13 protein-coding genes are annotated in these 15,108 nt (G+C 38.4%); 8 read left to right on the top strand and 5 right to left on the bottom strand.

Going from position 1 to position 15,108, the window contains the following annotated elements; translation table 11 throughout:
• Window positions 1–233 precede the first annotated feature (233 nt).
• From ACTH6U_RS02140 to ahpF, 6 genes are all read left to right on the top strand, one after another.
• Complete coding sequence (locus ACTH6U_RS02140) at window positions 234–710, top strand: GNAT family N-acetyltransferase (RefSeq protein WP_441831480.1); 477 nt, start codon at window positions 234–236, stop codon at window positions 708–710.
• Between the two features lie 428 nt (window positions 711–1,138).
• Window positions 1,139–2,209, top strand: a complete 1,071-nt coding sequence (locus ACTH6U_RS02145; RefSeq protein WP_441831481.1) for an HlyD family secretion protein — start codon at window positions 1,139–1,141, stop codon at window positions 2,207–2,209.
• Window positions 2,206–4,962 carry a ribosome-associated ATPase/putative transporter RbbA gene (rbbA, locus tag ACTH6U_RS02150; protein ID WP_441831482.1) on the top strand — a complete coding sequence of 919 codons (2,757 nt, stop codon included), beginning with the start codon at window positions 2,206–2,208 and terminating at the stop codon, window positions 4,960–4,962. Before ACTH6U_RS02145 ends, rbbA begins: the two co-directional genes overlap by 4 nt.
• Window positions 4,963–4,967: 5 nt before the next feature.
• Window positions 4,968–6,092 carry an ABC transporter permease gene (locus ACTH6U_RS02155; protein ID WP_294103887.1) on the top strand — a complete coding sequence of 375 codons (1,125 nt, stop codon included), beginning with the start codon at window positions 4,968–4,970 and terminating at the stop codon, window positions 6,090–6,092.
• A 186-nt stretch (window positions 6,093–6,278) separates the two neighbouring features.
• A complete protein-coding gene (gene ahpC, locus ACTH6U_RS02160; RefSeq protein WP_441831483.1) occupies window positions 6,279–6,842 on the top strand; it encodes an alkyl hydroperoxide reductase subunit C in 564 nt (187 codons plus the stop codon).
• Window positions 6,843–6,978: 136 nt separating this feature from the next.
• Window positions 6,979–8,553 (top strand): alkyl hydroperoxide reductase subunit F, encoded by a 1,575-nt coding sequence (gene ahpF / locus ACTH6U_RS02165; protein WP_441831484.1) that lies wholly within the window; start codon window positions 6,979–6,981, stop codon window positions 8,551–8,553.
• A gap of 119 nt (window positions 8,554–8,672) precedes the next feature.
• Here the strand turns inward: ahpF and ACTH6U_RS02170 are convergent, their stop codons facing one another.
• Window positions 8,673–9,254 carry a YebB family permuted papain-like enzyme gene (locus tag ACTH6U_RS02170; RefSeq protein ID WP_294103673.1) on the bottom strand — a complete coding sequence of 194 codons (582 nt, stop codon included), beginning with the start codon at window positions 9,252–9,254 and terminating at the stop codon, window positions 8,673–8,675.
• Between the two features lie 99 nt (window positions 9,255–9,353).
• Complete coding sequence (pdxR, locus tag ACTH6U_RS02175; RefSeq protein WP_441831485.1) at window positions 9,354–10,853, bottom strand: MocR-like pyridoxine biosynthesis transcription factor PdxR; 1,500 nt, start codon at window positions 10,851–10,853, stop codon at window positions 9,354–9,356.
• Window positions 10,854–10,957: 104 nt separating this feature from the next.
• Between pdxR and ACTH6U_RS02180 the strand changes: the two genes are divergently transcribed.
• Entirely contained in the window at window positions 10,958–11,416 is a 459-nt protein-coding gene (locus tag ACTH6U_RS02180; RefSeq protein ID WP_441831486.1) for a GNAT family N-acetyltransferase, read from the top strand.
• Window positions 11,417–11,535: 119 nt separating this feature from the next.
• On the opposite strand, the gene ACTH6U_RS02185 is transcribed toward ACTH6U_RS02180, so the two are convergent.
• The 3 genes from ACTH6U_RS02185 to ACTH6U_RS02195 all read right to left on the bottom strand — a co-directional run bounded on the left by ACTH6U_RS02185 (window position 11,536) and on the right by ACTH6U_RS02195 (window position 13,841).
• Window positions 11,536–12,258, bottom strand: a complete 723-nt coding sequence (locus ACTH6U_RS02185; RefSeq protein ID WP_294103679.1) for an amino acid ABC transporter ATP-binding protein — start codon at window positions 12,256–12,258, stop codon at window positions 11,536–11,538.
• On the bottom strand, window positions 12,245–13,009 hold the full coding sequence (locus ACTH6U_RS02190) for an amino acid ABC transporter permease (RefSeq protein ID WP_434718925.1): 765 nt from the start codon (window positions 13,007–13,009) through the stop codon (window positions 12,245–12,247). The genes ACTH6U_RS02185 and ACTH6U_RS02190 overlap by 14 nt, the downstream gene beginning before the upstream one ends.
• 64 nt (window positions 13,010–13,073) lie before the next feature.
• Window positions 13,074–13,841, bottom strand: coding sequence for a basic amino acid ABC transporter substrate-binding protein (locus tag ACTH6U_RS02195; protein WP_434718926.1), 768 nt, complete (start codon window positions 13,839–13,841; stop codon window positions 13,074–13,076).
• 322 nt (window positions 13,842–14,163) lie between these two features.
• Here ACTH6U_RS02195 and ACTH6U_RS02200 point away from each other — a divergent pair, with 322 nt between their 5' ends.
• Window positions 14,164–15,072 carry an AEC family transporter gene (locus ACTH6U_RS02200; RefSeq protein ID WP_441831487.1) on the top strand — a complete coding sequence of 303 codons (909 nt, stop codon included), beginning with the start codon at window positions 14,164–14,166 and terminating at the stop codon, window positions 15,070–15,072.
• The last annotated feature ends 36 nt before the right edge of the window (window positions 15,073–15,108 follow it).

Raw genomic sequence — 15,108 nt, forward strand, 5'->3', positions numbered from 1 at the left:
ACACAACAGCATAGTTTAGCCTCCTTATTTTTAGGTTAAGTTGAACACTATTCTTATCATAGCAAATGATATCTTTTTAATGCAATAGCTATAATTGCGTTGTTTATTATTGGTTTATTGATTGCTATAACTAATTCTAATAATGGATATATTTAAATGAATTATATTTCTACTGCTAGTGAAATCGATGATAGCTATTTAAAATTGGCGCTCAAACTACAAGAGATCAAAAAATGAATATCGAAATAAAACCCGCTACTCTCGAAAATGCCACGTTAATTTTGGAGATGATTATCGAGCTTGCTGATTATGAAAAAGCGCGCCATGAAGTAAAAGCAACGGTTACGGACATTGAAAACTCACTGTTTGGCCCGAATTCAAAAACGGAAGCATTAATGTGCTATGTGGATGGGAAACCAGCCGGATACGCTGTTTTTTTTACAAGCTATTCAACATGGCTTGGTAATAATGGTATTTATTTAGAAGATTTATATATTTCTCCTGACTTTCGTGGAACGGGAGCAGGAAAGACATTATTAAAACATATAGCAATACTAGCCTGTGAAAGAAAATGTCAGCGACTCGAATGGAGTGTATTGGATTGGAATCAACCTGCTATTGATTTCTACAAGAGCATTGGTGCAGAACCACAGGATGAATGGGTTCGTTATCGTATGGATGAAAAAACAATTATTAGTTTTGCAAGTTAGTTATCACTTGAAATAAAGTCGACAAAGTTGGTTTATAATTCATACTAAATAGAGACCAAAATTTAGATGAAGCCACTAATTTTATAATAATTAGTGGCTTTGTTTTTTGTTTCTCCCTTTAAATCTATACAATTAATGCCTTATATACTCTTTTATATTTTTAATTTATTTTTTGTGATACATGCACTGTTACACCTAAGCAAAATTTTGATAAAATATCATTAAATTAGATAGATAGCTTTCTAGTAGCCTATAGGTGTTTTATTTTCAGGTTTGTGAAGAAAAATAATAATAATAAAAATTTCGAATTAAGTGATTATCCGTATCTATTTCATGCATAAACAGTCGTGTGGGTTTATTAATTCATCAGGTTAATAGTCAAAACTATTTTGTTCGTTATTTTCTTCGTTGAATGGAAAAGGAATAGTATGAAAATTAATAAGCAAAAAATATCTTTTTACATAGTTTTAATTTTAATTATTGGTGCGGGTGGTTTTTATTACTGGAATGCCAATTCAGGAGGATTACCTTCCGGTTTTGCACAAAGTAACGGGCGAATCGAAGCCACTGAGATAGATATTGCAACTAAAACTGCCGGTCGAATTGAAGTTATTACCGTAAAAGAAGGTGATTTTGTTAAAGAAGGGCAAGAACTTGCTCGAATGGATACTAGAGCCTTACAAGAGCAGTTACATGAGGTTCAAGCTCAGTTACGTCAAGCTATTAGTGCGGTGGTCACCGCAGAATCCAGTCTTATGCAACGAAAAAGCGAGAAATTAGCTGCACAAGCCGTTGTTCGCCAACGAGAAGCGGAGCTTGATGCCGCACAAAAAAGGCTCAATCGTTCAAAAATACTGGTGAGAACTAATGCAGTGTCACAGCAACAGGTTGATGATGACACTGCACAAATGTTAGGTGCAAAAGCTGCATTAGAAGCATCTAAAGCTCAAGTTGCGGCATCGACAGCGGCAATTGATTCTGCAAACGCGGGTATCGTACAAGCTAAAACTCGTGTTGAAGCCGCAACTGCAACCGAAAGACGTATTATTGCCGACTTAGAGGATAGCGTACTAAAAGCTCCGAGAAATGGGCGTATACAATATCGTGTAGCGGAGCCAGGTGAAGTGCTAGGCTCAGGTGGTCGGGTGCTTAATATGGTTGATTTAAGCGATGTCTATATGACGTTTTTCTTACCTACAGAAGATGCAGGGAAGGTTGCTCTAGGGAGTGATGTACATATTATTTTAGATGCAGCGCCTAATATTGTGATCCCAGCGAAAGCGACTTTTGTAGCAAGTGTTGCACAATTTACCCCTAAAACTGTTGAAACACAGAATGAACGCTTAAAATTGATGTTCCGTGTTCGTGCGCGGATCTCTCCTGAATTATTAGAACAACACCTTGAATATGTTAAAACGGGTTTACCGGGAAAGGCGTATATCCGTTTAGACGCCAATGAACCATGGCCTGCTGACCTTGAGGTGAGATTACCACAATGACCAACAAACTGATGGATGATGTGATAGTAGATATAAAGCATGTCAGCCAACATTATGGTGATAATTGTGCGTTGGATGACATTGTACTTTCTATTCCTGCTAAAAAAATGGTTGGGTTAATTGGGCCTGATGGCGTGGGTAAATCTAGCCTAATTTCACTTATTGCAGGTGCTAGAGCTATTCAACAAGGTAGTGTGATTGTTCTCGATGGGGATATGAAGGATGAGGAGCATCGTCGAGCTGTTTGCCCCCGTATCGCCTATATGCCCCAAGGTTTGGGTAAAAATCTTTACCATACGTTATCTGTTTATGAAAACGTAGATTTCTTTGGGCGATTATTTGGTCAATCCAAAGAAGAACGTGAATATCGGATACAGGATTTATTAGAGAGCACCGGCCTAGCGCCTTTTAAAGATAGACCGGCGGGCAAGCTTTCTGGTGGTATGAAACAAAAGCTCGGGTTATGTTGTGCCTTAATTCATGATCCGGATTTATTAATTTTAGATGAACCCACTACCGGTGTTGACCCACTATCTCGTGCGCAATTTTGGGATTTAATTGACCGAATTCGTGAACGTCAAACCAATATGAGTGTATTGGTGGCAACAGCTTATATGGAAGAAGCTGAGCGCTTTGATTGGTTAGTCGCGATGGATGATGGAAAAATTTTAGCGACGGGGCACGCCTCAGAGCTTAAAGCTCAAACTGCTTGTGACGATCTTGAAGCTGCTTTTATTGCGCTATTGCCTGAAGAAAAACGTAGTGGCCATAAAGAAGTCGTTATTCCGCCTCGTGATACCTCAAAAGATGATGTTATTGCCATTGAAGCGCAAGATTTAACTATGCGCTTTGGACAATTCGTGGCGGTTGATCACGTTAATTTTAAAATCCCGAAAGGGGAAATATTTGGTTTTCTTGGTTCTAACGGTTGTGGTAAATCAACCACCATGAAGATGTTAACGGGCCTTTTGCCTGCAAGTGAAGGGCAAGCCTGGTTATTTGGTCAAGAAATTGACCCAAAAGATATCGAAACACGCAAACGCGTAGGTTATATGTCACAGGCGTTTTCGCTTTATAGCGAATTAACTGTTGAGCAAAACCTTGAATTGCATGCGAAACTTTTTCACATTCCAGAAGCGCAAATAAAACAACGTTTAGATGAAATGTGTCAGCGATTCGAACTTAATGACGTACGCGATACAATGCCTGATGACCTGCCATTAGGTATTCGCCAGCGTTTATCTCTCGCCGTTGCCGTGATCCATAAACCCGAAATGTTAATTCTTGATGAGCCAACATCTGGGGTAGACCCCGTAGCGCGGGATATGTTCTGGAATTTAATGGTTGATTTATCAAGAAGTGACGGTGTCACAATTTTTATATCAACCCACTTTATGAACGAAGCGGAGCGCTGTGACCGTATTTCATTGATGCATGCAGGGAAAGTACTCGATTGTGATACCCCTGATAATTTGATTAAAAAACGGGGGCTTGAAACACTTGAAGATACCTTTATTGCTTACCTACAAGATGCTGTTGGTGATGCGGGTGCAGTGCAAGATAGTGCACCAGAGTTTCATGTTGACCCTGCATTAAAAGATAATGCCACGGAAGCATTAAAAAAACGGTTCAGTTTCCGCCGTCTGTTTAGCTATACAATCCGAGAAGGTATGGAATTACGTCGTGACCCTGTGCGTTCGACGCTTGCATTGCTCGGTACCGTTATTCTGATGTTTATTATGGGGTATGGTATTAGCATGGACGTGGAAAATTTACGATTCGCTGTGCTCGACCGTGACCAAACGGGACTTAGTCAAGGCTATACCCTTAATCTTGCGGGTTCTCGTTATTTTATCGAGCAACCACCAATTCAAGATTACGAGCAATTAGAATCAGGCATGCGCAGTGGACAGATTACTGTTGCCATTGAAATTCCACCTAACTTTGCTCGTGATGTTGCAAGAGGAACGCCAGTTAAAATCGGGGTTTGGATTGATGGTGCGATGCCAAATCGTGCAGAAACTGTTCGTGGTTATGTGCAGGCGATGCATCTGGCATGGTTAAGTACCATGGCGGCCCGTCAGCCTGCGGGCGTTGCGGGTACACCTGTCATTGATATTGAAACCCGTTATCGTTATAACCCAGATGTGCGAAGCCTACCTGCTATTGTACCTGCGGTTATACCGTTGTTGTTAATGATGATCCCTGCGATGCTTAGTGCTCTCAGTGTAGTGCGTGAAAAAGAGCTCGGCTCTATTATTAACTTATATGTAACCCCGATCACCAAATTAGAGTTTTTACTTGGAAAACAATTACCTTACATTGTGCTTGGAATGTTTAACTTTGTCCTACTATGTATTCTCTCGGTCTATTTTTTTGGTGTTGAATTTAAAGGTAGCTTTTTAACTTTATCGCTAGCCGCATTTCTTTATATCACTATAGCAACAGGAATTGGCTTGTTGATTTCATGTTTTATGAAAAGCCAAATTGCAGCAATATTCGGGACATCAATTATTACTTTGATCCCTGCAACTCAGTTCTCAGGAATGATTGATCCGGTATCATCACTTGAGGGTATTGGTAGATGGGTTGGTATGATATATCCGACATCCCATTTTTTAACTATCACAAGAGGTACTTTCTCAAAAGGTCTCAATTTATTTGATCTACAGGCATCGTTTATTCCACTATTGATTACGATCCCACTTGTGATAGGCCTGAGTGTTTACTTCCTGAAAAAACAGGAGTCTTAGTGATGATGCGTAAAATACAAAATATTTTAAATCTGGGTATTAAGGAATTACGTAGTTTGGGACGAGATAAAGCCATGTTAGGGCTGATTGTATTTGCTTTCACGGTTTCTATTTACTCATCAGCAACGGTGACGCCAGGCTCGTTGCATAATGCACCTATCGCGATTGCTGATCAGGATAAGTCTCAGTTATCGAATCGAATTATTAATAGTTTTTATGCACCTTATTTTTTACCTCCCGCGGATATTACGCCTAATCAAATTGATGAATTGCTTAATAGCGGTACTTATACTTTTGCACTTGATATTCCGCCCAATTTTCAACGAGATGTATTAGCTGGGCGTCATCCTGCAATACAAGTAAATATTGATGCAACGCGGATGAGTCAGGCATTTTTAGGCAATAGCTATATTCAAAACATTACGTTAGGTGAAGTAAATGAATTTTTAGCCAAGTCGCGCAGTAATGCCAGTTTGCCTGTTGATCTTGAGGTTCGTATGCGTTTCAATCCAAACCTAACGCAGTCTTGGTTTGGATCAGTGATGGCCATCATCAATAATATCACCATGCTTTCTATTGTACTGACGGGGGCTGCGTTAATTCGTGAGCGTGAGCACGGTACAGTTGAACACTTGATGGTAATGCCTTTGACACCTTTTGAAATCATGATGTCTAAAATTTGGTCGATGGGATTAGTGGTATTAGTCGCTTCGGGAGTTTCATTACTTTTAGTTGTGAAAACTTTACTTCAAGTGCCAATCGAAGGCTCAATACTATTGTTTATGTGTGGTGTGGCATTAAGTTTATTTGCTACAACATCTATCGGTATTTTTATGGGAACCATTGCACGCTCAATGCCACAGTTTGGTTTATTAATGATACTGGTATTGTTACCATTAAATATGCTTTCCGGTGGAATGACCGCTCGTGAAAGTATGCCGCAGCTAGTGCAAGATATTATGCAAACAATGCCAACGACCCACTTTGTTAGTTTGGCGCAAGCTATATTGTATCGAGGCGCTGGTTTTCAAATCGTGTGGCCCCAGTTTATTGTTCTGATGGTTATTGGTAGTGTGTTTTTTGGTCTTGCATTGATTCGCTTCCGAAAAACTATCGCAACTATGGCTTAGTAAAAATTAAAAAGCGCTTGCTGAATGTTACTGTAAGCGCTTTACCTTCGCATATAATATTAATATAAAACCTATCAATTAATATTTATTGATTCGGTTCTACCTATCAAATCAATAGTACCTACTGATTGGATTAAGATGCTTATAAACAGTAACTTAATAGGCAACCCAACAGGAGGACTTCAAATGTCACTAATTAATACAAAAATCAAACCATTCTCAAACCAAGCATTTAAAAATGGTGAATTCATTTCAGTTACTGAAAAAGATATTGAAGGTAAATGGAGTGTGTTTTTCTTTTATCCAGCTGATTTTACCTTTGTCTGCCCGACAGAACTTGGTGATGTTGCTGATCATTATGATGAATTACAAAAATTAGGTGTTGATGTTTATTCTGTATCTACTGATACCCATTTTACTCATAAAGCATGGCATTCAAGCTCAGACACTATCGGTAAAATCAAATATGCAATGATCGGAGACCCAACAGGCGCATTAACACGTAATTTTGAAAACATGCGTGAAGGTGAGGGCCTAGCTGACCGTGCTACTTTCGTTGTTGACCCAAAAGGTATTATTCAAGCAATCGAAGTCACAGCTGAAGGCATTGGTCGTGATGCATCAGATTTACTGCGTAAAATAAAAGCAGCTCAATATGTTGCAAGCCACCCAGGCGAAGTTTGTCCTGCTAAATGGAAGGAAGGTGAAGCGACTCTGTCTCCATCTTTAGATTTAGTCGGTAAAATCTAATTCGTTGATAAATCTATTCATAGATTAGTAATACGATAATGCAAATTGTAGGTAAGTGATAGTGATTATTAAGACACCTGCAATTTGCTATCTGACGGGTATATGTACCCGATTTTATCATTAAAAAGGGAATTACATGCTCGATAATAATTTACAGGCTCAATTGAAAGTCTATTTAGAAAAACTCACTAAGCCATTAGAGTTAGTTGCCAATTTAGATGACAGCAATAAATCAAATGAAATAAAACAATTAATTGAACAAATTGCAGCGTTATCAGACAAAATTAGTGTACGCATTGAACACAATAATTCATTAAGAATGCCATCTTTCTTAATTACCAACCCAGGTGTAGACCGCGGTGTACGTTTTGCCGGCTCGCCATTAGGACACGAATTTACATCTCTTGTGCTCGCATTATTGCAAGTGGGTGGACATCCATCTAAAGAAGCACAAGAGTTATTGGAACAAATTGAAGCCCTCGAGGGTGAGTTCCATTTTGAAACATACTATTCATTATCATGTCATAATTGCCCAGATGTTGTACAAGCTCTTAATTTAATGGCTATTTTGAATCCCAAGATCAGCCATACGGCTATCGATGGCGGGCTTTTTCAAAATGAAATTGAAGAGCGAAATGTGATGGGTGTACCAGCTGTTTACTTAAATGGTAAGGAGTTTGGTCAAGGCCGTATGACTTTAAGTGAGATTGTGAGTAAAGTTGATACTAATGCTGATTTACGTGCAGCTAAATCATTGACTGAACGTGAGCCATATGAAGTTCTGATCATCGGGAGTGGCCCTGCTGGCGCATCAGCGGCAATTTATACGGCACGTAAAGGTATTCGCACCGGTGTTATTGGTGAGCGTTTCGGTGGTCAAGTCATGGATACCGTTGATATCGAAAATTATATTTCTGTGATTAAAACAGAAGGTGCAACATTTGCGGGAGCGCTTAAAAATCACGTTGATAACTATGATGTGGATATTATTGATGGCCAGTCGGTGACTAAATTAATACCGGCAGAGAAAGAAGGCGGTTTACATCAAATAGAAACGGCTTCTGGCGGAGTTTTAAAATCACGCAGCATTATTATTTCAACGGGTGCACGCTGGAGAAATATGGGTGTACCGGGCGAACAAGAATATCGTACCAAAGGGATCACATTCTGCCCGCATTGTGATGGCCCATTATTTAAAGGTAAACGTGTTGCTGTTATTGGCGGTGGTAACTCAGGAATTGAAGCCGCTATCGATTTAGCAGGTATTGTTGAGCACGTGACAGTATTAGAATTTGCACCTGAACTTAAAGCTGATGCTGTTTTACAGCACAAAGCCCGCAGCATGAAAAATGTAGAGATCATCTTGAATGCACAGACCTTAGAAGTAAAGGGTGATGGTAGCAAGATGACGAGTTTAGAATATAAAAATCGTGCAGATGAAAGTGTTCATTCTTTAGCGGTCGCAGGTGCATTTGTACAAATCGGTTTATTGCCAAATACCAATTGGTTAGGTGATACGATTACTCGTAACCGTATGGGCGAAATTGAAGTTGATGCTCGCGGTGAAACGAATATCAAAGGTATTTTTGCCGCTGGCGACTGTACCACTGTGCCTTACAAACAAATCATTATTTCAGCCGGAGAAGGTGCAAAAGCCGCACTTAGCGCATTTGACTACCTAATCCGCACAAGTACCAGAACCGCTGAATAGTAGTATTTATCTATAAATTCAGTAGGTTATAGTCTAAAGGCACTCGGGGGCGAGTGCCTTTTTTTTGTGTGTATTTTAATCAAAAAAAAGGCTCAAAAGTGCACTTTAGTTAAAAGTCATTAATGAATATCTTCATGGCTTCTATAAATAAGTGACAATTCAGGGTGGTGCCATAAGCTGGCAGGAGTGACTGTCGTGCGTTCCCATGGGATCTGACCGATAAACCAGAATTTCCAGAAATTTAATTTTGCATTCGGATTTTTGCCTAATAATTCTTGAAAAGTTTCTTTTTTACCAACTTGAATATTGAGTGCAGTATCATAGAGTTCAAATACAAATTTTGAACAAAATTGTCTTGATGAATCATAATCAAAGCCCGTGTGGTAAAGCTTATTGAGTCTTGTAGGGACTTGAGATACTAATGCTAATTTTTGTTCTGTAGTCAGTGGTGTGGCTAAACGACGGATCCCATAACGGTTATTATTAGAACGTGAAATAAAACGTGAAAGGGTAGTTGTGGTGGATAATGGTATACGACTTTCTGCAATTAAATAATCTTCGCCATTATGCCCAATAATCATGCCAACGTGATTGCTCCAACATAATGAAGCAGATGCAATTTGGCGAAATAACTCGTTACCAATACTGGTAAAAATGATATCCCCGACTTCTAGGTCATAAGGGTAATTAATCTTTGTCATCAACACACCTCAAGGTGATTTAAAAAGCTGCATTGAGGTTATGTTATAAACAATTGGTGAATTGTCGCAATCAGAAAAAGGCTTAAAATAGCCCTATGTTTATATAGGGTATATGTTCCGTAATTTTTCGCTGAGTGCTTGAATACTATTTGTAATCTTTAATTCTGTGTGGGCAGCGTAACCAAATAAAATGGCATTATTTTTACTCTTGATGCAATATCTAGCTAGGGGTTGGGCACCAAAATTTAATAGGCGACACTGTTCTAAAATAACATGAAGGTCATAACCTTGTTTGATCCAACATACCGTATGGATCCCTGAATCTGTCATTTCTACATCAAATATATCGGGTAAATATAAGTTAATTGCCTTAAAAAAAGCATTTTGGCGTTCATAACATATTTTCCGTATTTTTCTGACATGCCGTGCGTAATGGCCTTCTTGAATAAATTGAGCTAAAGCGGCTTGTTCTAAATAACTACACTGACTGTCACTGTAATATTTCATCATAGTAAATGCATCACTTAGCATTCGTGGCACAATTAAAAATCCTAAGCGAAAACCGGGGTACATCATTTTTGAAAAAGTACCTGCATAAATAACCCGCTGATGATTATCGAGTCCTTGTAGTGCTTGAATAGGCTTAGATAAAAAACGAAACTCACTGTTGTAATCATCCTCAAAAATCCATGCATTATTTTTTTGAGCCCAGTCAAGTAAGGCTAAACGGCGGGGTAAACTTAATGTGCCACCAAGTGGAAATTGATGGGATGGTGTCGTATAAATAAGTTTAGCTTCAGGATGATGTGTTGCTCCATAGGCAATATTCATTCCTTCTTGGTCAGAGAATATTGGGGCTACTTCAGCACCTAAACCCGTTAAAATCGCCTTTGCACTATCATAACCTGGGTCATCAAGCCAAACTTTGTCTCCTTGTTTTAACAATACTCTGGCGGCTAAATTTATTGCTTGTTGTGTGCCATTTACAATAATAATCTGTTCTTCTGAACAGTGTACGCCACGGGTTGAAAGAACATAGTCGACCAATAGTTTTTTAAGAGGGGTATAGCCATCAGGGTGATTGTAAAGAGTAATGGCATGTTTTGATTTTCGCCAAACACGGCCTAATAATCGACCCCAAAGTTCATGCGGAAATTGATCAACGCAACCAATACCAATATTAAACATTTGGTGTTTATCCGTACACGGTCGTGATTGAACCCACGAATTGGTGAGATTATCGACAGTCGGACTAAGATTTAGTGCATGATATTTAGGTTTATCGAGGGCGTGTAGGCGATTATTGGTTTTGACTAACTCGTCAGGCAGGTTATTTGAAATATAAGTTCCAGAACCTTGCTTAGAATATAAATACCCTTCATCTGATAATCGTTCAAATCCTGCGATAACAGAATTACGTGAAATGGACATCATTTCAGCCAATGCTCTGGTTGACGGTAGTTTAATTCCTGCATTTAATCGCCCATCAAGAATAGCGTTACGGATAGTGTGATATACACTTTCTTTGATATTCCCTTCTTTTAGTAATCTTTCCTCTAAAAGTAGTAATGGAAACTGCGCTTGTGGTTTACGCCGCATAAAAGTGGACCCTATTTAAATGCTAAAAGTGTGTCTTATACAGTACCAAATTGATATGTACTATAACGTCATTATCTAATATGTCTACTAAAGGAAGGGTTATTATGAATAATGCAGCATTGCCTGTAACAGTTGAGTTTGCGTCACAAGAACATTATCCACAATGGTTAGTTTATTGGTTAAAGTATCAAGAATTCTATAAAGTAGATTTAGATGAAGATGTTACATTGAAAGCGTGGGAACGATTTTTTGATAATAATGAACCTATGTATTGTGCTGTTGCTCTTGATGGCGATAAAGTCGTTGGTTTTGTTAACTACACATATCATCGCTCAACATGGGCAAAAAATAATTTTTGTTACTTAGAAGACCTTTATGTAACGCCAGAAGTGAGAGGAAAGCATGTAGGCAAGCAGCTAATTGAATTTGTTCATGAACAAGCTCAACAACAAGAGTGTGGAAGATTGTATTGGCACACACAAGAAACTAATTTACGTGGACAAAAATTATATAATTGGGTGGCTGAAAAACCGGGTGTTATTGAGTATCGAATGCCACTGTAAGTATATAAAGTTAGTCGTTCTACCTACATTTCAGTATTTATTTTACTGACCCGTTGTTTAGGCTAACAACGGGCTTTTCGTTATTTGTTGGCTAGAAAGAATTTACTGTACCTCATTCATTATAGGACTTTACTTAAAAACTCGGCGGTACGTGGATTTTTCGGTGAAGTGAATAATTGTTGAGGTGTGCCTTCTTCTTGGATAATACCTTGGTCAATGAAAATAACACGGTCGGCAACCTCTTTAGCAAATCCCATTTCATGAGTGACGATAACCATGGTCATCCCTTCGGTTGCAAGGATTTTCATTACGGCAAGTACTTCACCTACCAGTTCAGGATCTAGCGCTGAAGTGGGTTCATCAAACAATAAAATAGACGGTTGCATTGCAAGTGCTCGAGCTATTGCCACACGTTGTTGTTGTCCCCCAGAGAGACTCGCAGGCCATGCGTCTATTTTATCCAATAAACCCACTTTGATTAAAAGTTGTTCTGCTTTTTCCAATGCTTGTGATTTCTTTAATCCTTTAACTGAGATAGGTGCCATAGTTAAATTATCAAGCACAGTCATATGAGGAAATAAATTAAAGCGCTGGAAAACCATCCCGATATTTTCACGCATCTTATTAAGGTCAGTTTTAGGATCATGAACATCAAAGCCATTGACTCGAATTTCACCGCCATCAGGTCTTTCTAAGGCATTTAAGCAGCGTAAAAAAGTACTTTTACCTGAACCTGAAGGGCCTATTACGCAGATAACTTCTTGAGGTTTAATCTCACAGGAAATTCCTCTTAATACGTGGGTTTCACCAAATTTTTTCTGTAAATTATTAACGTAGATCACTGCGGCCCAACCTTCTTTCCATATATTGCACGAGCTGAGCAAGGATAAATGTCAGCACCCAGTAAATTACTGAAATTGTTAAGTATGGTTCCCAATAAGTTGCATAAGCTCCTGATACTGTTCTTGCTGCGTAGGCTAAATCTGCTAAACCGATGGCAGAAGCTAAAGAAGAATCTTTAACAATAGCAATTGCATTATTTCCAAGTGGAGGAAGGATCCGGCGGAAGGCTTGCGGTAAAATGACTTTGCGCATTGTCTTCGCCCAGCTCATACCCAATGCACGAGAGGCTTCCATTTGCCCTTTATCAATAGATTGAATACCAGCACGAAAAATTTCAGAGACGTAAGCGCCTGAATTTAAAGTAATAGCAACAATACATGATAAAAACGCACCGTAATCGGAACGCAACATACGTGCTGTATCGACAGACATGAGTCCTGAAGTTACAAAAATTCCATCACGAGGATTGATAAATAAAGGAACTAATGCAAAGTGAACAACCATTATTTGTACGAATAGCGGGGTACCGCGAAAGGCGCTGACATAGAAACGAACGGGCCATTGAACACAATAACGTAAAATAGGTTTCCATACTCCTTGTTCTGCTTTGGCTGTACGTCCTAAACCAAGCGTTAATCCCCAAAGTGAACCTAAAATAACGCAAATAATCGTACATTTGATTGTCATCATTGCGCCCTCAACAAATAGCGGGGCGTATTCTTCAATTATTTCCCAACGAAAAGCAGACATCTTAATGGTCACCCTGATATAAACGAGAAAAAGCCACCCTTAGATGGCTTGAAACTAAATATGGTTATTGTTTTGGTAATTCAGGGACGTTTTCATCAAACCATTTTTGGTAGATTTTATTATAAGTACCATTTTCAACAATTTTATCTAGCCCATTATTTATTTTTTGTTGCAGCTCAGTATTTCCTTTTGCAACCGCGATACCAAAATATTGCTTCTCAAATTGGTTGTCGTAAACTAATTTGAATTTTTTTTCTGGGTGAGTCTTGATGTAATATTTAATGACACCGACATCTCCAACCGCGGCATCAATACCATCCTCGTACAATTCTTGTAATAGTAATGGAGTATTATCAAAACGTTTTATTGATGTGCTATTTTTGCCAATAACGTCAGAAACGACAATATCGCCTGTACTTGAATTGACCACACCAACATTTAATTTTTTCAAACTATTTAAATCAGTTACCGTAGACATTTCACCGATGACAATAGCTTGTTCCGCAGGGAAATAGGGTTTAGAAAAATCTACCATATTTTTACGTTTATCTGTGATCGTAATACCTGAGATTATAATATCTCTGTCACCGGTGGATAATGTGGCAAAAATACCCTCCCAAGGGGTATTAATGAGTTTGACATCAAAGCCCTCGACGTCAGCAATAGCCTTAATAATATCGATATCAAAGCCTTCGAGCTGTTTTTGACTATTTTCAAATTCAAATGGACGATAAGTTCCACCAGAACCTACGGTATAGCTCTCTTTAGCGTAAACATTCCCTGAGAATGCGGCGAGTGTCATACATCCCGCAAAAACTAATTTCTTAAACATACAAACCTCTTTTTTATGCATTTATAGTGAATAAAAATACATAAAATAATCACGGCAGGCAAATGTTATTTTAAATTCTAGATTAGATAATGTTTAACTCTATTAATTTTAGTTTAATTTTTATGCATTTATACGACGTTGAAAATAAAGGTGTACTTATTAATATTTAAATGTGATCTAGTTTTGATTACAAGGGAATAAATCAATACTCACTCATAAAGCGTATTATTAGCGCTTTTTTTACCTAACACTCACATTGCGTTAACGTTAAACTTAAAGTCTTTATTCGCTTAATACTATGAAAGAAATAAAATAATCGATTATGGAAAAGATTTTATTGGTGTTATGGCCATTGTTTGCACTTATTGCAATGGGGTTTGCTTTACGTCGAACGGCACTTTTTTCTGTTGATTTTTGGCCGAGTGCGGAAAAGCTAAATTATTTTATTTTGTTTCCAGCTTTGCTGATGAGTAGCCTAGCGACGGCGCCGCTTGATAATCCTAAATTACCGTTCTTAGCGAGCGCAATATTCTTTATATTAGCTGTTAGCTCCTTGTTAGTTTTAGTGAATAAATATTTATTTAAAATAACAATTGGCCGATTTGGTGCTTACATTCAGGGAGTCACTCGTTTTAATACTTATTTAGGTTTAGCGATAATTGCTGATTTGTTTGGCACGGAAGGGATAGCGATAGCTGCGGTTATCATGGCAATTTTAGTACCGAGTACCAATATTATTGCTGTGCTGTCATTAAGTGCGGGTAAGAAGGTCTCTATTCAACAGCTTTTTCTGCCGATAATTAAAAATCCATTGATCATTTCTTGTTTTCTCGGAATTTTATTAAACTTATCACCCATTGGTTTGCCATTTGGTTCTGATCAGCTATTAAAATTGCTTGCTGCGGCGAGTTTACCTCTTGGGTTGATTTGTATTGGTGGGGCATTACAAACGGCAACGTTAAAAAATGAGTTTAAGCCTATAATAGTGACGACACTAATTCGCTTATTGGCTATGCCTAGTTTAGCGATATTTACGGCTTATTTATTTTCATTACCCGAACTTGAAACGGTACTATTAGCGATCTTTTTTTCTATTCCAACCGCCCCAACAGCTTACATTTTAACAAGACAATTAAAAGGTGATAGTCAATTGATGGCGGGAATTATTACACTACAAACAATAACCGCAATACTGACATTACCTCTTGTTTTGACGTTAGTGATGCATTAGTTTCTTCAAAGATACAATCATGTTTTAAAAGTATTG

Source organism: Providencia sp. (assembly GCF_052096715.1).
In the GTDB taxonomy this organism is placed as follows: Bacteria; Pseudomonadota; Gammaproteobacteria; order Enterobacterales; family Enterobacteriaceae; genus Providencia.